Source organism: Cylindrospermopsis sp. CR12 (genome assembly GCF_001432185.1).
GTDB lineage: Bacteria > Cyanobacteriota > Cyanobacteriia > Cyanobacteriales > Nostocaceae > Raphidiopsis > Raphidiopsis raciborskii.
This window is the reverse complement of record NZ_LMVE01000043.1, coordinates 34,376-52,616: the sequence shown is the minus strand read 5'-3', so window position 1 is coordinate 52,616 and position 18,241 is coordinate 34,376. Positions and strand designations below refer to the sequence as shown.

Annotated in this window: 19 protein-coding genes; 10 read left to right on the top strand and 9 right to left on the bottom strand. The window is 41.0% G+C overall.

Annotated features, from left to right (window positions below; all coding sequences use genetic code 11):
• Positions 1-2: 2 nt before the first annotated feature.
• A complete protein-coding gene (locus ASL19_RS06030) occupies positions 3-1,172 on the bottom strand; it encodes a cysteine desulfurase family protein (RefSeq protein WP_057177642.1) in 1,170 nt (389 codons plus the stop codon).
• Positions 1,173-1,218: 46 nt separating this feature from the next.
• Positions 1,219-1,692: a peroxiredoxin gene (locus ASL19_RS06025; protein ID WP_057177641.1), complete on the bottom strand. Its 474-nt coding sequence runs from the start codon at positions 1,690-1,692 to the stop codon at positions 1,219-1,221.
• A 35-nt stretch (positions 1,693-1,727) separates the two neighbouring features.
• Between ASL19_RS06025 and ASL19_RS06020 the strand changes: the two genes are divergently transcribed.
• Positions 1,728-2,522: an FAD-binding domain-containing protein gene (locus tag ASL19_RS06020; RefSeq protein ID WP_057177640.1), complete on the top strand. Its 795-nt coding sequence runs from the start codon at positions 1,728-1,730 to the stop codon at positions 2,520-2,522.
• Positions 2,523-2,535: 13 nt separating this feature from the next.
• On the opposite strand, the gene ASL19_RS06015 is transcribed toward ASL19_RS06020, so the two are convergent.
• Both ASL19_RS06015 and ruvB read right to left on the bottom strand, forming a co-directional pair.
• Positions 2,536-3,360, bottom strand: a complete 825-nt coding sequence (locus ASL19_RS06015; protein ID WP_369806387.1) for a tetratricopeptide repeat protein — start codon at positions 3,358-3,360, stop codon at positions 2,536-2,538.
• A 175-nt stretch (positions 3,361-3,535) separates the two neighbouring features.
• A complete protein-coding gene (gene ruvB / locus ASL19_RS06010) occupies positions 3,536-4,651 on the bottom strand; it encodes a Holliday junction branch migration DNA helicase RuvB (protein ID WP_057177639.1) in 1,116 nt (371 codons plus the stop codon).
• A 532-nt stretch (positions 4,652-5,183) separates the two neighbouring features.
• On the opposite strand from ruvB, the gene hisF reads away from it, so the two are divergent.
• Both hisF and ASL19_RS06000 read left to right on the top strand, forming a co-directional pair.
• Entirely contained in the window at positions 5,184-5,957 is a 774-nt protein-coding gene (gene hisF / locus ASL19_RS06005; RefSeq protein ID WP_057177638.1) for an imidazole glycerol phosphate synthase subunit HisF, read from the top strand.
• Between the two features lie 101 nt (positions 5,958-6,058).
• A complete protein-coding gene (locus tag ASL19_RS06000; protein WP_057177637.1) occupies positions 6,059-6,250 on the top strand; it encodes a hypothetical protein in 192 nt (63 codons plus the stop codon).
• 31 nt (positions 6,251-6,281) lie between these two features.
• Here the strand turns inward: ASL19_RS06000 and ASL19_RS16655 are convergent, their stop codons facing one another.
• On the bottom strand, positions 6,282-6,656 hold the full coding sequence (locus tag ASL19_RS16655) for a hypothetical protein (protein WP_072149096.1): 375 nt from the start codon (positions 6,654-6,656) through the stop codon (positions 6,282-6,284).
• A 76-nt stretch (positions 6,657-6,732) separates the two neighbouring features.
• Between ASL19_RS16655 and ASL19_RS05995 the strand changes: the two genes are divergently transcribed.
• The 3 genes from ASL19_RS05995 to ASL19_RS05985 are packed head-to-tail and all read left to right on the top strand — an operon-like array spanning position 6,733 to position 8,798.
• Positions 6,733-7,155: a DUF29 domain-containing protein gene (locus ASL19_RS05995; RefSeq protein WP_006278230.1), complete on the top strand. Its 423-nt coding sequence runs from the start codon at positions 6,733-6,735 to the stop codon at positions 7,153-7,155.
• A gap of 54 nt (positions 7,156-7,209) precedes the next feature.
• A complete protein-coding gene (dapB, locus tag ASL19_RS05990; RefSeq protein ID WP_057177636.1) occupies positions 7,210-8,046 on the top strand; it encodes a 4-hydroxy-tetrahydrodipicolinate reductase in 837 nt (278 codons plus the stop codon).
• Positions 8,047-8,087: 41 nt separating this feature from the next.
• On the top strand, positions 8,088-8,798 hold the full coding sequence (locus tag ASL19_RS05985; protein ID WP_057177635.1) for a hypothetical protein: 711 nt from the start codon (positions 8,088-8,090) through the stop codon (positions 8,796-8,798).
• Positions 8,799-9,084: 286 nt separating this feature from the next.
• Here the strand turns inward: ASL19_RS05985 and ASL19_RS05980 are convergent, their stop codons facing one another.
• The 3 genes from ASL19_RS05980 to ASL19_RS05970 are packed head-to-tail and all read right to left on the bottom strand — an operon-like array spanning position 9,085 to position 12,587.
• Entirely contained in the window at positions 9,085-9,861 is a 777-nt protein-coding gene (locus tag ASL19_RS05980; RefSeq protein ID WP_057177634.1) for an ABC transporter ATP-binding protein, read from the bottom strand.
• A 24-nt stretch (positions 9,862-9,885) separates the two neighbouring features.
• Positions 9,886-11,103 (bottom strand): ABC transporter permease, encoded by a 1,218-nt coding sequence (locus ASL19_RS05975; RefSeq protein ID WP_057177633.1) that lies wholly within the window; start codon positions 11,101-11,103, stop codon positions 9,886-9,888.
• Between the two features lie 17 nt (positions 11,104-11,120).
• The gene (locus ASL19_RS05970; RefSeq protein WP_057177632.1) at positions 11,121-12,587 is read right to left on the bottom strand and encodes an efflux RND transporter periplasmic adaptor subunit; all 1,467 of its coding nucleotides are present in this window, start codon (positions 12,585-12,587) and stop codon (positions 11,121-11,123) included.
• Between the two features lie 313 nt (positions 12,588-12,900).
• On the opposite strand from ASL19_RS05970, the gene ASL19_RS05960 reads away from it, so the two are divergent.
• The gene (locus ASL19_RS05960; RefSeq protein ID WP_057177630.1) at positions 12,901-13,779 is read left to right on the top strand and encodes a tetratricopeptide repeat protein; all 879 of its coding nucleotides are present in this window, start codon (positions 12,901-12,903) and stop codon (positions 13,777-13,779) included.
• A 7-nt stretch (positions 13,780-13,786) separates the two neighbouring features.
• On the opposite strand, the gene ASL19_RS05955 is transcribed toward ASL19_RS05960, so the two are convergent.
• Entirely contained in the window at positions 13,787-14,197 is a 411-nt protein-coding gene (locus tag ASL19_RS05955) for a response regulator (protein WP_057177629.1), read from the bottom strand.
• A gap of 337 nt (positions 14,198-14,534) precedes the next feature.
• Between ASL19_RS05955 and gyrA the strand changes: the two genes are divergently transcribed.
• The 3 genes from gyrA (at position 14,535) to ASL19_RS05940 (ending at position 18,188) form a co-directional block, all read left to right on the top strand.
• Positions 14,535-17,051, top strand: coding sequence for a DNA gyrase subunit A (gene gyrA / locus ASL19_RS05950; protein WP_057177628.1), 2,517 nt, complete (start codon positions 14,535-14,537; stop codon positions 17,049-17,051).
• 210 nt (positions 17,052-17,261) lie between these two features.
• Entirely contained in the window at positions 17,262-17,441 is a 180-nt protein-coding gene (locus ASL19_RS05945) for a chlorophyll a/b-binding protein (RefSeq protein ID WP_057177627.1), read from the top strand.
• 327 nt (positions 17,442-17,768) lie between these two features.
• Entirely contained in the window at positions 17,769-18,188 is a 420-nt protein-coding gene (locus ASL19_RS05940; protein WP_057177626.1) for a DUF29 domain-containing protein, read from the top strand.
• Positions 18,189-18,241 lie beyond the last annotated feature (53 nt).

Genomic DNA, 18,241 nt, shown 5'->3' with positions numbered 1-18,241 from the left:
TCTTAGCAAGTTACTACTGAGTTAAATCTTAAACTTTCCACAGTTTTCAAAAAATGAGCTGCTACTTCATCTATCTGTTCTGCCGTATTAAATCTACCAATACCAAATCGCACTGAAGCATGGGCTAATTCTTCCGGGTATCCTAAAGCGGTAAGAACATAAGAAGGTGCAACATGATGGGAAGAACAAGCAGAACCGGAAGAGACAGCTACTACTGGTTGGAGTCCTAAGGACAGTGCTGCTCCATCAATACCTTCCACACTAATATTCAAATTTCCTGCTAGTCTTTTGCTGGGGTGTCCATTCAGGTGAATTCCCCCCACTTTAGATATCTGTTTCCATAGTCTTTCTCTAAGGGTTTCCAGGCGAAAATTCTCTGTTTCCTGTTCTTCCAGGGCAATTTCTATAGCCTTGCCAAAACCCACTATTTGGGGTGTATAGAGGGTTCCTGAACGCATCCCCCTTTCATGACCTCCACCGTGCTGTTGGGGTGCTAGTTTTACCCTAGGATTCTTTCTGCGGACATATAAAGCTCCAATTCCCTTGGGACCATAAACCTTATGAGCGGTTAAAGACATTAAATCAATATTCAATGCTTCCACATCTAAGGAAATCTTGCCAATGGCTTGTGCAGCATCAGTATGAAATATCACTCCCTGTTGGTGACAAATCCTCCCAATCTCACTTAATGGTTGTAAAACCCCAATTTCATTATTGGCAGCCATAACAGACACTAATATAGTATCGGCACGTAAAGACTTTTCTAATTTTTCTAAATCAATTAGTCCATCTTTTTCGACGGGAAGAATAGTTAGTTCAAAACCTATGGTTTTTAAATATTCACAAGTGTCTAATACTGCTTTATGCTCTGTAGCAACGGTAACTATATGTTGACCTTTAGAAAAGTATGCTTCTGCTACACCCTTAATCGCTAAATTATTGGCTTCCGTTGCACCACTGGTGAAGACTATTTCTTCAGGAGTGCAGTTAATTGCGGTAGACAAAACTTCTCTGGTCCTTTTTACTGCTGCTTGACCTTCCCAACCGTAAACATGACTATTACTAGCAGGATTACCAAACTTTTCTGTAAAGTACGGAATCATAGCATTTAATACTCTTTCATCTAGGGGAGTAGTAGCATGGGAATCCAGGTAAATGGGACGAATGGACATATTTTCTCTCAACGATTAATTAAATCAAACTACATCAAATTGGGTCTTAGTTTTTGAGTTCTTGCAATTTTTTTAATACTGTTTGGGCATGACCCTTGCTCTTAGCATTTGGCCAGGAATAGGCAATGATTTTATCGGGTGCGATTAAGAAGGTGGAACGAGCAACCCCCATATATTCTTTTCCCATGAATTTCTTCATTCTCCACGCACCGTAGGTTTCTATTAACTGATGTTCAGGATCTGTTAACAGGGTAATTGCCAGGTTATGCTTGGTGATGAATTTACAATGGGACTTACTGGAGTCTGGACTGACTCCTATAACTTTCCCATCCAAATCAATAAATTCTGATGCCAATTCGGTAAACTCCTTGGCTTCCATAGTACATCCCGGGGTGTCATCTTTCGGGTAAAAATATAGAACCACCCACTGATTGATCTGGTATAAGCTAACTAGGTTCTCATCTTGGTCTAGCTTAGCAAAATCAGGTGCGGGTTTTCCAATTTGAGGAATATCACTCATGGTGGATAATTAAGCAAAATGAGTAGGCAAAAACTATGTTACGGGACTTCGCTAATCGAGAAGAGTTAGTAACTTATATACGGGAACAATTCCCTCAAGCTGCACAAACAGGCGATTATATCAGTGGAACTTCTGGGGGTAGAAAAGCAGCAGTGGAACAACTAGAAAAGGTAAATGCCGTATTGTACGCAAAAACACGCAATTACTTGACTGGAGCAGTAACTAGGTTATCACCCTATATTCGTCATGGTGTTTTGAGTTTGCGAGAAGTGAGGGAGTATATTCTTAACACAGTGGAAAATTCAGAAGATGGAAGCAAGTTAATTAATGAACTGGGATGGCGGGACTACTGGCAAAGATTATACATGAAGTTAGGCAAGGGTATTTGGGAAAATCAAGAAGAATACAAAACGGGTTATCACAGGGGAGATTACTCCCATACCCTCCCGGAAGATATTCAGGAAGGTAAAACTGGACTGGTCTGTATTGATAGTTTTAGTCAAGAATTACGAGTGACAGGTTATCTCCACAATCATATCAGAATGTGGTTGGCAAGTTATATTATTCACTGGAGAAAAATTCAATGGCAAGCGGGAGCTAAATGGTTTTTGCAGCATTTGTTAGATGGAGACCCAGCAAGTAATAATATGTCTTGGCAATGGGTGGCTAGTACTTTCAGTCACAAGCCCTATTTCTTTAATCGAGAAAATCTAGAACGCTATACAAAAGGAGTATATTGTTCTCGATGTCCATTATATGGTAAGTGCGTATTTGAAGGCAGTTATGAGGATTTGCAATCAACCCTTTTTCCCCATTCCCCCCTAACTTAAACTTAATCCAGCCCTAATCCAGTTTTAAAAACCTGTCCAACGCTGCTACTAAACTTGGTGGCCATCTGCGGATATTTCTCACCCAGTTAATATCCTTATATCTGGTGTCTAATCCGTAAGCTGCTACCCAGTTACTTTCTGCTTCCCCTTTTTTACCCCCTACCCAATAGGTGGCGGTTAAAGCGGCACGCATATCAGCAAATCGGGGATATTTACGAACTATATTTCTCATTTCTCTTTCCGCTTGCTCTTTTTTCCCAATTTCATACATGGCTAAAGCATAGTTTGCACGAGCAAAGGCAAAATTAGGTGCTATTTGTGTGGCTTTTTGATAATCGGCGATCGCCTCTTGCCATTTTCCTAGTCCTGTTTTAGCATTACCGCGATTATTATATGCCATAGCATCTTGGGGGTCTAATTCTAAAACATGATTATAATCAGCGATCGCCTCTTGCCATTTGCCCAATCCTTCTAAAGCTGTACCTCTATTTAGGTAAGGATCTGTCACATTGGGAGCTAATTTAATGGCCTGATTATAATCAGTTAATGCTGCTTCTAATTTATTTTGACTAACCCGGGAATTACCCCGATTACTCCATGCACCCGCATTGGTGGGGAATCTCTCAATAATTTCAGTCCAATATTTTTCAGCGGTGGCAAAATCACCCTTGTCAGTTGCAGCAAATGCTTGGGTTGCTAACTCATCTCCCAACTCTAACTCTTGTGCTGTAATGTGACTTGTTTCTGCTACTACTGGTAAGCAATTACTTAGAGTTAGTAATAAGCTTACCAACAAAATTGTTAACAGACTCAAAATAGTATTCTTTTTCTTAGTCATTTAATTTTCTGTCATATACAACACTGCCAATAAATCAATAATATGTTGACCGGGATCTAAGTGGGTGGGTGGAATTAAATATAAGATCAACGCAGGTTGAGTTTAATATGAAACCCAACGCCCCCATGGGTTACCCTACCCTCAACCCATCCTACAAATAATTGTGCCTCCCTAGTTATAAAAATGATAACTGTTCACTATTCAGCTGAAAACCAAGATGTTGATATGCAGCACTTGTAACCACCCTCCCCCGTGGTGTGCGACTTAAATACCCTATTTGCATTAAATATGGTTCATAAACCTCTTCTATAGTCTGTGTATCTTCCCCCGTAGCAGCGGCCAAGGTTTCTAAACCCACAGGACCACCATGGAAATTTTCAATAATTACAGTGAGCATTTTTCTATCGGTCCAGTCCAAACCACAGGGATCTACTTGAAATAGGGTTAATGCTTCTGCAGCAGTAGGTTGATCAATTTGAGGACGGGATTTAACTATAGCATAATCACGCACTCGCTTGAGTAATCTATTGGCTATTCTCGGTGTACCCCGGGAGCGTTTAGCAATTTCCGTGGCCCCTTCTAAATTCACTATAGTTTGTAAAACCTCTGCACTACGCAAAACAATTTGACTCAGTTCTTCTACCTGATAAAAGCGCAGTTTTTGCACCAGTCCAAACCGATCTCGCAGGGGAGAAGTTAAAGCTCCCACGCGAGTTGTGGCTCCCACCAAGGTAAATTTTGATAGCGGTATGGTTCGTACTTTGGCTCCGGATCCTTTACCAATGGTCACGTCTAAACGATAATCCTCCATGGCTGGGTACAAAATTTCTTCAGTCATACGAGAAAGTCTATGTATTTCGTCAATAAACAACACATCCCCTGCTTTCAGGTTCACCAATAACCCCACTATATCTCTGGGACGCTCTAAAGCTGGCGCACTAGTAATTTTATAGTTTACCCCCATCTCTGAAGCCAAAATCATAGCCATAGTGGTCTTACCTAAACCCGCAGGACCATACAATAGCAAGTGATCCATCACATCACCCCTAGATTTAGCCGCTTTAATGGCAATATCTAGTACATCTTTTAAATCCTGCTGTCCAATGTAATCTGCAAAACGTCGGGGACGAATGCTATCCTCCTGTTTATCATCTTCACCCACGGTTGCTTCCTGTTGCAGAATCTTTTCCTCGGAGGAAACTTTTTCTACCCTCGGTTTCGCTACTCCTCGGTGCTTTTTCGGCTTTCCCCCAGATTCGGAGGGCTCCTTTTTTGACGAGATTATGGCCATAATTAAGCTGTCTTAAGCTAGGGACTGGAATTTGGAAATTTAGCTTTCCTAAAGATTGCTTTTTCCTCTATAATAACTCAGTTGATTTTTTCACCTAAACAGTGGTCTCAAAGTTTAAACTAAAACGAGTAACCAATCAATATGGCATGACGAGCATAATTGGCTGGACTACCCACCCAAGCTCCTTCCTATTGGAAGGCTTTGTCTGTTTTTATACGAGGTTGTTGAGATGTATCTGTAAATAGCTAAGTATAAGCAGGCATTGTATTATTGTGATTTGTTTAAATTACAAATTTCCACTCTTGGTCAGGCAATAGTTCATTAGATCAAGGTAAATAGAACTAAAAATAAGCGACTAGCCAACCAGCATACAGGTGGGAAAATCTTTGTGAAGAATTGGTTTTTTACGTGAACTAGTACTACCAGTTAGCATTTACCGAAAAAATGGATACAGTAGAATGTCCAGTTTATAACCCAACAACAATTTTGCCAACGACTAGGCCAACAGTTATCAAAAGACAGAGAAATTACTATGCTATCTAAAAGAATTTTACCTTGTTTAGATGTCAAGGCTGGACGAGTTGTGAAAGGTGTCAATTTTGTTGACTTGAAGGATGCTGGAGATCCAGTAGAGCTGGCTAGGATTTACGATGAAGCTGGTGCTGATGAATTAGTATTTTTAGATATTACAGCTACTCACGAAGACCGTGATACTATTATTGATGTAGTTTACCGAACTGCTGACCAGGTTTTTATTCCCTTGACTGTGGGAGGAGGTGTTCAAACATTAGAAAATGTTAAAGATTTGTTACGAGCGGGAGCTGATAAAGTTAGTATTAATTCAGCAGCTGTCCGCAATCCACACTTGATTAATGAGGCGAGCGATCGCTTTGGAAATCAGTGTATTGTGGTAGCCATTGATGCGCGAAGGAGAGTTGAACCTAACTCTACGGGTTGGGATGTGTACGTGCGAGGTGGTAGGGAAAATACAGGCATAGATGCTTTATCCTGGGCACAGGAAGTTGAAAAAAGGGGGGCTGGTGAACTGTTAGTAACTAGTATGGATGCGGATGGTACTCAAGCTGGCTATGACCTGGAATTAACCAGAGCGATCGCCCAAGCTGTGGAAATTCCCGTCATTGCTTCTGGTGGAGCTGGCAATTGTCAGCATATTCACCAAGCTCTAACTCTAGGACAAGCCGAAGCCGCCTTATTAGCATCCATACTGCATTATGGACATTTAAGCATTGCGCAAATTAAAAATTATTTGCAAGAACAATCTGTTCCCATCCGCTTACCGTGTTAATCCCGCTCTTGGCAACCAGGTATATCTCTGACCAAAGTCAGACACAGTTCTCAAAAACAGTGTTAATATTAGTTGACTAGTATTAAGAAATATTAAGAATTATGTTGATTCCTATTCTAATTTTTGATGTAGCACTGGTAGCTTGGTCGCTCCACCTAATGGAGAAGGCCATAGAGAACAAGGAATTTTCCCTGATGTTAGCGGGTGCATTGGTTGCTGTAGCAGCAGCAGCCATGTTAGTGGTATATTTCCTCATGGGGAACTGTATGTCCTACCTGTTAAAAATCGGTTGATAGGGATCAACCGAATAGGGGAAAACATAGTTTAAAGCGGTCCAGGAGCTAATCCATGTAACTGACGTATAGCTCGAATACAAACGGGACAATCACAGCCAAATAGCTGAATAGCTTCATCACTTTCTGCATCAGTCAGAACAAACTCATCCGTTGCTGATTGGTCAGGCTGTGAGATGGCTATTACTATTGATTCAGACTTTGGAGGAGAGGTAGCTTCCGGGATCTGTATACATATTTGTTTGCCAGTAGTAGGTGAATGAGGCGATCGCACGCAGGAGAGACGAGTTTTACCGGAGGTGATAGTAGGACTAGCATGAACTGGTTGAGCGATCATCACCGTAGTGATAACAGATGTAAACAAGACTGGGCTAGACAGCAAAGTCAACAGGAATTTTTTGTTCATGAAGTTGAAAGAAAGTGAATAGAATTAAGATACTATTTTAGACTAGGAGTAAGGAACTGGAAACAGAAAAGCCGATATGCTGTATGAAACAGACTTTTATACATGGACTCAGGAACAGTCCCAAGCTCTATTAAATCGCCAAATCAATAGTTTAGATTGGCAACATCTAGCAGAGGAGATTGGCGATTTGGGAAACCGCCATTATGACCAACTAAGTTCCCGGTTGAGCATTCTGATCGGTCATTTGCTGAAATGGAAATATCAACCCGCTAATAGGAGCAACAGCTGGAAAGCCACCATTCGGGAACAGAGACGGAAAATCGACCGTTTACTGGAGCGAAATCCCGGTTTGAAAAATAAATGGAATGAAGCCTTAGAAGAAGCTTGGTTAGATGGTAAAGACCTAGCCATTAGAGAAACAGGATTAGACGACCAAGACTTTCCCGAGGAGTGTCCCTTCAGCAGTTTCCAAATCCAAGATTCCAATTATTGGGCATAATTGTAGAATGTGGAATGAGCAAAAACCAATTTTTGGAGACAAGATCAAAAAAATATGACCAATCAATCAACCATCCCAGTTATCGTCAATGGTGCTGGAGGAAAAATGGGTAGGGAAGTGATCAAAGCCATATCCCAAGCATCAGATATGACCCTGATGGGTGCTATTGATACCTCCCCAGAACACCAAGGAAAAGACGCTGGAGAATTAGCAGGTCTAAACATAGCCCTAGAAGTTCCCATCACCAATCAATTAGAGCCCATATTGGGCTATGTTGCAGGAGAAAGACAACTACAACCACCAGTAATGGTTGATTTTACCCATCCTGATGCAGTTTATGATAACGTTCGCAGTGCGATCGCCTATGGGATTCGTCCCGTGGTGGGAACCACCGGTTTAAGTCCCCAACAACTGGAAAATTTAGCTGACTTTGCCGAAAAAGCTAGTACAGGTTGTCTAATAATTCCCAACTTCTCCATAGGTATAGTATTGCTACAACAAGCAGCAATTACCGCATCCCAATACTTTGACCATGTAGAAATTATTGAACTTCACCACAATCAAAAAGCTGATGCACCCAGTGGTACAGCGATTCAAACTGCCCAATTATTAGCAGATATGGGTAAAACCTTCAACCCACCCCAGGTAACAGAAACGGAAAAAATTGCCGGTGCGAGGGGTTGTTTAGCAGATGAAGGAATAAGGATTCACAGCGTGCGTTTACCTGGACTTATTGCCCATCAGGAAGTAATTTTTGGTGCAGCTGGTCAAATTTACACCCTACGTCATGATACCAGTGATCGCTCTTGTTATATGCCAGGAGTTTTATTAGCCATTCGTAAGATTAATCAGTTAAAATCATTGGTATATGGATTAGAAAAAATCCTGTGATTGCGGATGGGGAATCAAGGTTTAGGGAGCAAGATTAGATTATGATTATTCCACTGACTCGGCAAAAACTAGAACAGATTATTCCTTTGATTGGTAGTGGCGACCAGTATAAATACTACTGGGGAAAATTCAATAATTTTCTCCAAAGACTGTTAATTTCTGTGGTGACAGTGGTGGTGATTTTGCTGATTAAAAACCTCCTGCAATTGGACTTTGGTTTGGTATTTGTTTTTGGTGTTTTCGGTGGTTTTTTTTGGTTATGGTATCCCGTTTATCAAGCGAGTATTCGTAATTTTAAATATCGTAGTTATAAATATGGTGGTTTTTTTCGAGGAAGGATTGTAGACTGGTGGATTACAGAAAAAGTAATTGGCAAACAGGAGACAGTCAATAATCGCGGAGAATTGGTCATTATCGAAAATCGGGAAAAGCGGATCAATTTAGAAATTGGCGATAACACAGGGTTCAGCATTGAATTTGATGCTCCCTTACGTTCCACCCATAAGGCGATCGCCCGTGGTCAGGTGGCAGAAATGTTAGTAATGTCTAACAGTGCTGATTTAAGCACAATTGAAGAGTTTAGCAATATTTACATCCCCAGTCGTAATTTGTGGGTAAGTGACTATCCTTATGTGCGGGAGGACTTATTTAATGAGGTCAGTCGTCGCATTAGAAGCTCCCCTCGTGGTCGCTCCCAAACACCAAAATATAGAGCAAAACCCCAAGATGATTACTATGATGATGAATCGTGACATACTCCACACACTCCCTTACAGGTGAGTGTGGGCTTCTCAACGACTCTTCTATGAAGACATTGATTGAGCTTTGAGGGCGTGTATCCCACGCGCCTTTATATTTATAGCCGTATTTAGATACCGGCACAAGCTAAGTTGGGTGGGTGGAATTAAATATATTAAATATAAGATGAATGTAGGTTGGGTTGAAGTATGAAACCCAACGCCCCCATGGGTTACCCTACCGCTAACCCCTCCATACCTAGAACCATAAAATGGTTTTTAAAAACAAAAGAAGAATAAATCAACTGCTCACCAAATGATGTAGTTCCTCGGGTGTGAGATGGGAATGAACCACTTCACCATCCCGAAACCAAACAATACGTTTAGTTTGACTAGCTACTTCCGTTTCATGAGTTACCATAATTACAGTAATTCCCGTACTATTTAACTCAGTAAAAATATCTAACACCTCTTGAGTAGTGCGAGAATCTAAAGCACCAGTTGGTTCATCTGCTAAAAGTACCACTGGAGCATTGACAATTGCACGAGCGATCGCCACTCGTTGTTGTTGTCCTCCCGATAGTTGATTGGGTTTATTGTGCAGGCGTTTTTCCAAACCCACTCTAATCAGAGCTTCTATAGCTCTGGCTTTTCTTTCTCCAGGTTTAACACCAGCATAAACCATGGGTAGCATGACGTTTTCTAGAGCTGTCAATTGAGTTAATAAATGAAATTGTTGAAAAACAAAACCCAATTTGAGATTGCGAATTTGTGCCAACTGTTGATCATTCATATCAGCAACATTCACATTATCTAAATAATAATTACCACCACTGGGGCGGTCTAAACAACCAATAATATTCATGGCGGTAGATTTACCGGAACCAGAAGGACCCATGATGGCACAATATTCTCCTTGATTAATTACTAGGTTAATATTATTCAGGGCCTTCACTTCTGTTTCCCCAGTTCCATAGACTTTAAATATGTTCTCCAAGCGGATAATCTCTGGTTGAGAGCAAGAATTACCATCCAGAGATTCATTTACCAAGTCACTAATCATCAAGGTTGTAGACATAAAAGTTTATCCTATATTCTTTTTCTAAGCACTTCTTAAAGCCACGATAGGATCTAGTTGAGCAGCACGACGAGCGGGGAAAACGCCGAAAAATAGACCGATTGCGCCAGAAATACCTACGGTCATAAAAATGGAACTAAGGGAAGTAGTAGCATCTATTATCCCTAGGGAAGACACTAAACTTAATCCACCAATTCCTATACCTGTACCAGCTAATCCACCAATTACGGAAACAATAATGGCTTCAATAATAAACTGAAGTAAAATGTCTTGTTGGGTAGCACCTATGGCCTTTCTCAAACCAATTTCTTGGGTTCTTTCAGTTACCGAAACCAACATGATATTCATGATTCCAATACCACCAACAAACAGAGAAATGCCAGCAATTCCCACCAACATCAAACTCAGAGCATTGGAAATTTGACCCACTATTTGTAAAGCATCCTTTTGGGTACGAATAGTAAAGTCATTTTCTCCCACCAGTTTATGGCGTCGTCTGAGTAAATTAGTAATTTGGAATTTTGCCGCATCTACGCTATCAGCATCTTGAGCAGAAGCGGTTATATAGGTGACCTCTAATCCATAGGGAGATGTTTTGCCAACTATACGATTTGCTGAGGTCATGATGGGAACCAGCGCAGATGAATCATAGTCAACACCTAAATTAGATCCCTTTTCTGTCAACACACCAATTATTTGAAAACTGGAGTTTTTTATTTTAATCTGTTGACTAATGGGATTTTGATTGCCAAACATCTTTTGTTTTAACTTACTCCCAATAACTACTACCTGGTTACTCCGTTTCATATCCAAATCATTAAAGAATCTACCTGTAGCTACTTCAAAGTTACGCACCTGCAAAAAATTGGGAGTTGTACCAATGATGTTGATATTAGTATTTTTGTTTTTATAGGTAACTACTTGCCTACTGTTTAGTTCTGCTGCAGTTGCTTTAATAGTAGGAACTTGAGTTTCAATAGCTTCAGCATCTGCATATACTAAAGTCTTAATCACATCCCGAGAGACCCTTTGAGTTTCTTCGTTCCCCGGAATTACAAACAACACATTGGGACCTAGGGAATTTAACTGTTGGGCTACATATCTTTGTCCCCCTTCTCCTAAACCAACCATCATAATAACTGAGCTGTTGCCAATAATAATGCCTAGCATTGTTAAGGCACTTCTTAGTTTATTTGCTAGCAGGGTTTTACCAGCCATTTGTAAGGTTTCTACAAAGTTCATAGGTTTTAATATTTCATTTAGTTTGGTTTTTTGCTTTTGTAGTCTTTGGGGGGATTAATAAATATTAAATCTCCCGTTTGTATTCCTGTTAAAACCTGGGTCTCATTTTTTATTTGCGCTCCAATGCTAATTTCCCTAAACTCCGGTTTATTGTCACTATCCGGTACTAATACCCCCGTCTTACCATCTTCAGTGAGAATAGCAACTGTGGGAATGGTTATAGCATCTTCCAAGCGATCGCCTAAAAAGGTTACGTCCACATTTAAACCTGATCGTAACTTATCTCCACCATTGACGATGAAAATCCTCACCTGGAAGGAGGTCACACCTTGTTCTATTACTGCTTCGGGTGCTATTAGGCGAACACGTCCTGTAAAAACCTGATTTGGATAAGCATCACTGATGATTTCTACTTGCTGTCCCTGTTTTATTCTAGCAATATCCGCTTCTGGAATTAGCGCTAACACTTCTAAACCTCTTGCTAAGGCCACAATTGAGCTGGAGGTGGCTGATGTACTACTAGAAGCGGAAGTTGTGGGGGTAACAAAAGCACCGATATTGGCGTATTTTTGAGTAATGATTCCCGCGAAGGGAGCGCGAATAATGGTATCTTCCAATTGAACCTGTTGTCGTTTTAATTGGGCTTTTGCTGCTTCCACCACTGCTGTGAGTCTGGCTATTTCCTGGGGACGACTGCCATTTTGTAATTTTCTCAGTCCTTCTGTCTCCTGGGTAACCACTGCTTGCTGTCTTCTAATCTCCTGTTCACGATTGCCAGCTTCCTGTAGGGACAATCGTTTTTCCGCTTCTCGTAAGTTGGATTTTGCCCTTTTATTTTCTGCGATGTACTGGTCTAAGGTGTCTTGGGAAATTGCCCCCTCCTTAGCCAATTTTTGATATCGGTTGAGTCTTGCTTGGGTTAGTTCTAACTGAGACCTAGCACCTTCTACACTCGCTTTTGCCTGTTCAATCTCTTGGGAACGACTACCTGAACTAATTATTTCTAATTGGGCTTTTGCCTGGTTCACTCTGGCCTTAGCTTGGGCTATGTCTTCAACACGACTACCTGCTTCAGCATCTGCTAACTGCGCTTTTGCTTGTTCTAAATTGGCCTGGAATTGCAAAATTCCCATTCTGATCTCTGAATCATCCATACGGGCTATTATCTGTCCCTCTTCTACTTTTTCTCCCTGCTCTACGTTTAATTCTGCCAATAACCCAGCGTTTTTGGGACTCACATTGACACTTTGTATTGGTTGTACCTTACCGCTAGCTGTAATTCTCACGGTGAGATCTTTGGCTTCTACTGGAACCGTTAGTTTGGTAATATCTGGTTTACGATTTTCAGAATTGCCAGCTTTTATGATGGTTGTTGCTCCCAATATTAACACCCCAGATGCCACGATCCCTATTATCCAACGCCAGGAATACTGGCCTTTTTTACCTATTAGGGGAATCTCAACGTGTTTACTTATGCTAACCATTTGTCCTCACCTCTTTGTAGTTTTAATTAAATTAATGTCTGATTTAATAGGTCCTTTGGGTTTCAGTGATTTTTATTTACTTGTTTTGCCTAAGCTAGTACGAGTATTAACTTCTCCTTGGGAACTGATTTTTGATAAATGGGTGTCTATTTATAATCATAGTTCATAATTCGTAATATTTCTTTAAGGAAGTGAAAATTTCCCACCCTGTGATTTTTTTACATCTAGGAGTAGAATTTTTGATGTTGTTTCAGGTAAAAATCGTCTAAGCTATGGTAAAGAAGATTTAATTTATGACTTAAGAGGCGGTAGTGTGCCGAAATACCTTGGTTTAATCTCTGTTTTAGTTGTCTGTGGTTTATCCAGTCTACCCGATCCTGTTCAAGCACAGGCACTTCTCCCGTATGCTATACAACTCAATAGGGCAAATTTAGAAAAGCAAGGGTTAAGACTAGCCCAGGAAGCAGCCCAACTGGCTCGACTTGATCAGTTTGAGCTGGCCATACCCAGAGCTAAAATGGCCGTGCAATTGGCACCAACAAATGACAAAGTATGGTTTTTGTTAAGTCAGTTACATGTACAAAGAAAGGATTTCCCAGAAGCGATCGCCTCTTTGACACAAGCCCAAAAACTCAACCCCAATAATCCCGATATTTTATTTGCCCTGGGATCAGCTAATTTCCAACAGAAAAATTATCAACTTTCAGTAAAATACTATCAATCAGGGTTAAAATTAAGACCAAATGATCCGGAAGGATTATTTAATTTGGGTAATACCTATTACATATTGGGTAGATTACCAGAAGCGATCGCCCAACTTAACCAAGCTGCTAATCAAGACAAGAAGTTCTGGCCAGCAATTAATAACATTGGTCTAATTAAATACGAACAGGGAGACGTAAAGGGTGCCATTAAAGAATGGGAAAAAGCAATTGCCATAGACCAGAGAGCAGCGGAAGCTCTCTTAGCGTTAGCAGTAGCTCTTTACACCCGGGGTGAAAGTCAACAGGGGTTAACCAAGGGAGAACAGGCCCTAAAAATAGATCAAAGGTATGCGGATCTTGACTTTCTCAAAGAAAATCTCTGGGGAACAAAGTTACTGTTAGATGCTAAAAAGTTTTTAGAACTACCTGAGATTAGATCAGCTCTAGAACCGAAAGAAGAGACACCTAGCCCAACAGACAATCAGTAGCAATGGATCAAGACGATTCCCGGTTACCATTGAGGAGATTCATAACTTGAGCAATAAATTGCTGGTGATCAACAACTGGCTTAGAAATATAGTCATCAGCACCACTTTGTTTGAGAAAATTCTCGCGATCGCCCTCCATAGCGTGAGCGGTGACAAGAATTACAGGTAGTCTTGCTGTTTGGGGGTGAGATTTTAACAGTTGTGTAATTTTGATTCCATCCACAGACTCACCTTGATAAAGACTATGTGACAGAGAAACATCCATTAAAATCAAATCAGCTCCCCCTGATTGGGCGATGGTGATAACTTCTGCCACATTTTCCGTGTGTTTTACCGCTAAACCAGCACGTTTGGTTAAAATCTTGGCAAAGACACGAGCATTAATCAGGTCATCTTCCACAATCAAAACTGTCTTCATGAAAAATTCCATCCAATTAGGTAGGTTTAGGTAGGTGAGGTAAAATAACCAAAGACTGTAGATAAATTCATAGGGATATGTATTAATGAAAATAATTTACATTAGTTTGAATTTCCTAAGTTTTAACCATAAAACAGCAGCAGCTATGGATTTCAGCCTAATAATCAATAATCTAGGGAGTGGAATCAATATCAGGGACAATATGAGAGTTCTTTTTGCAAAAGAACTGTAAAAATTAGTTAGGAGATCCCATCTCCCATATATTTCAGTGGTGCAGCAGTTGTTAAAGTGTTCAATTACAACGAGTTTTATATAGCTAGAATTCAGGGAAGAACTCATGGCAGAACAGTTAAACCTTCTCAATACGGGACAGGTAGTTTCTACGGCCCTACACACAGAAATGCAAAGGTCTTATTTAGAATATGCCATGAGTGTGATTGTAGGGCGAGCATTACCAGACGTACGGGACGGACTAAAGCCAGTACATAGACGAATTTTATATGCCATGCACGAATTGGGTTTAACACCAGATAGACCCTATCGAAAATGTGCCCGCGTAGTTGGTGATGTGTTGGGTAAATACCATCCCCATGGCGACCAAGCTGTATATGACGCTCTAGTGAGATTAGTACAGGATTTTTCCAGTCGTTATCCTCTATTGGGGGGACATGGTAATTTTGGCAGTGTGGATAATGATCCACCAGCAGCAATGCGGTATACGGAAACCCGCTTGGCACCAATTGGTCATGAAGCAATGCTCCGGGAAATTGGCGAAGAAACAGTAGAATTCGTGGGTAACTTTGACAATTCCCAGCAGGAACCCACGGTTTTACCAGCTCAGTTGCCATTTTTGTTAATCAATGGTTGTGCTGGGATTGCTGTGGGAATGGCCACTAATATTCCTCCCCATAATTTAGGGGAAATAGTCGATGGTTTAATCGCTTTAATTGACCATCCTGACCTAACGGAGGAAAAACTACTGGAATTAATTCCAGGTCCGGATTTTCCCACCGGTGGACAAATTGTTGGTAGTGGGGGAATCAAGGAAGCATACAATACGGGTAAAGGTGGCATTATCTTACGTGGTGTCGTTTCTCTAGAAGATATTGTCTCCACCCGAGGTGGAAGGCGTCGCACGGCAATTATCGTCACCGAATTACCCTATCAGGTCAATAAAGCAGGTTGGATTGAAAAGGTAGCTGATCTAGTTAATCAAGGTCGCTTACACGGAATTTCGGATTTGCGTGATGAGAGCGATCGCCAGGGAATGCGGGTAGTAATTGAACTCAAACGGGATGCTAACCCGGAGGAGGTAATTGGGCAGCTGTATCACCAAACGGCATTACAAACTACCTTTGGAGCCATTCTGCTAGCTTTAGTAGAAGGACAACCCCGTCAGTTAAGCCTGCGACAAATGTTACAGGAGTTCCTGCGTTTTCGGGAAGACACTCTTAACCGTCGTTACAGTTATGAGTTGGGCAAAGCTGAAAACCGAGCAAGTATAGTCGCTGGTTTATTGAAAGCTCTTTTTGCTGTGGATGAGGTAATTACAATCCTACGACAGTCCCCTGATGGTAGTACAGCCAAAATGGTCCTTTGTCAGCAATTGGATCTGACGGAAACTCAAGCTGATGCTATTTTGGCTATGCCATTACGTCGTTTAACCAGTTTAGAACGGCAAAATTTACAGGAAGAATTTGATCAGCTCAATGAGCAGATTACTTCCCTGCGCAGACTCTTAGAAGACCGACGCGAATTACTCAAATCCTTGAAAAAGGATTTACGAACTCTCAAACGTAAATATGGGGATACCAGAAGAACTAAACTAATACCTGGGCAGATAGCTGTTAAAGCAGATAAAGTCAATAATCAGCCATCCTCTCCGGGAGAAAAGGAAAAATCCAAAATTTCCCAGGAGGAACAACCACCAGAACCCGCCATTTTGGAATTTACCCACCGTGGCTACGTACGTAGTCTTGCTCCTGGTAGCAAAAAAGCTAAAGCTGAAACTATCATGGGAGACAATGATTTTCTCATTCAAACTGAAATAACTAATACCCACCAAGATCTATTGATTCTCAATACTAGTGGCAAAGTTTATCCTGCGAAAGTGGGAGATATTTCCCCTATTAGTCCCCGTTCTCCCAGGGGAATACCATTAATTACCCTGCTCACTAACACAGCTCAAGGCAATGTGGAGGGGATTTTGGGTCGTTTTATTCTCCCGGAAACCAAAGATACTCATGACATGGTTATAGTAACCAAACAAGGAAGAATTAAGCGGCTTTCCTTAGAAGAATTAACCAATGTTAGCAAGCGAGGAATAACCATATTAAAAGTAAAAGATGATGACCAATTGTGTTTTGCCCAGTTAACTAATCCTAATCACAATCTGATTTTAGCCAGTTCGGGAGGTCGTTGTTTACGTTTTGCCATTAACGATGACCAATTACCAGTTATGGGACGTGGCGCCATGGGTTTACAATCCTTCCGTATTCTTAAAAGTCAGCAAATTATAGGGTGTGTCGCGATTGGACAAGAAGAAAATTTATTGTTAGTGACCCAGGAGGGATATGCCAAGAAAATATCTAGTAGTAGTTTAAGAGCGGGTAATCGAGGTGATTTGGGTACACAGATGTTGAAGTTCCATAACAAAACCGATAACCTGGTGGCCATAACTAGGACTAATAGCAGTCAGGAAGTAGCACTGGTTACTAATAAAGATCGCGTGATCAAAACATCTATAGAATCCATACCCATCCTAGATAGGGACGCTAGGGGGGAGAACATCCTCCCCATGACTAGGGATGAAATAATTACATCAGTAGTTTTAGTCCTAGAAACCGGAAGTTAAGTGGAATTAAATATAAGATCAACGCAGGTTGGGTTGAAGTATGAAACCCAACACCCGCGTGGGTTAAACCCATCCTACAAATAATTGTGCCTCCCTAATTAACATTTCCAGAGAAATAGTTAAACAGGAATGTTGCATTTTTGAAAATATTTGTTATATTAGTTTACATAAGACAATAAAACTTAGTAAACTCAAACTGGAGTGCGAACCATGAGTAATGCAGCAAAAACCACTAGCTCCGTACCAGAAGACCGCAATGCATGGCGTTGGGGGTTCACTCCCCAAGCTGAGATCTGGAATGGTCGCTTGGCCATGATTGGTTTTGTATCAGCAACCTTAATTGAGTTGTTTTCTGGTCAAGGCTTCCTACATTTTTGGGGTATTTTGTAGATTTTGAGACTTAGAGTTTTTCTCTGAGAACCTGGTAGTTACTAGCTACCAGGTTGATTTCATATCCAACATCATCTCTAGGTAAACAGAGCGACCTACATTTTATGAAATGTCAGTGCTTCGCCAGATCCCTCCCGATCGCCCTTTATTGTGTCCTAGACCCAGGATCTCGTAGGTTGGGTTGAGTTTAATACGAAACCCAACGGACCCACAGGATATAAAGAATTACTCCTAACCGAGAAGCATCTTTTAACTGTGACTTACCAAACAGCGTGCTTTAAAATTAGGAATAGTCCAAACTAACCGCAGGATAAGTAAGGTAATAGAATGGAAACCAAATCATCACAGGTGCAACCCACCTTATATGACAGTGATTACCATCTCTGGATACTCAAAACTGTAAAACAACTGGAGAGTCGTGACTTTAACAGACGGGAGAAAAGACGCATGCAAAGTTTGCTCACCCTGTTAATAGAACACCTGTTGAAAAGCACTTACTGGGAGTCAGAAAAACCGACAAATTTAGCGCATTGGCAAGCCGAAATCACTAACTTTCGTAAACAGATCAAAAGAGAATTAAAAGCGAGTCCTAGCCTCAATACCTATCTAAAAGAGATATTCATAGAATGTTATCAAGACGCAAGGGAAATTGCTGCCAGGCGATCGCAATTACCGCTCACCACTTTCCCCGTCGAACCTATTACTAACCTGGAGACAATTTTAAATGAGAATTGGTTTCCGATTTAAAATTATGGATCTTTACTCAGCAAGTAGGGAGGCACAATTATTTGTAGGATGGG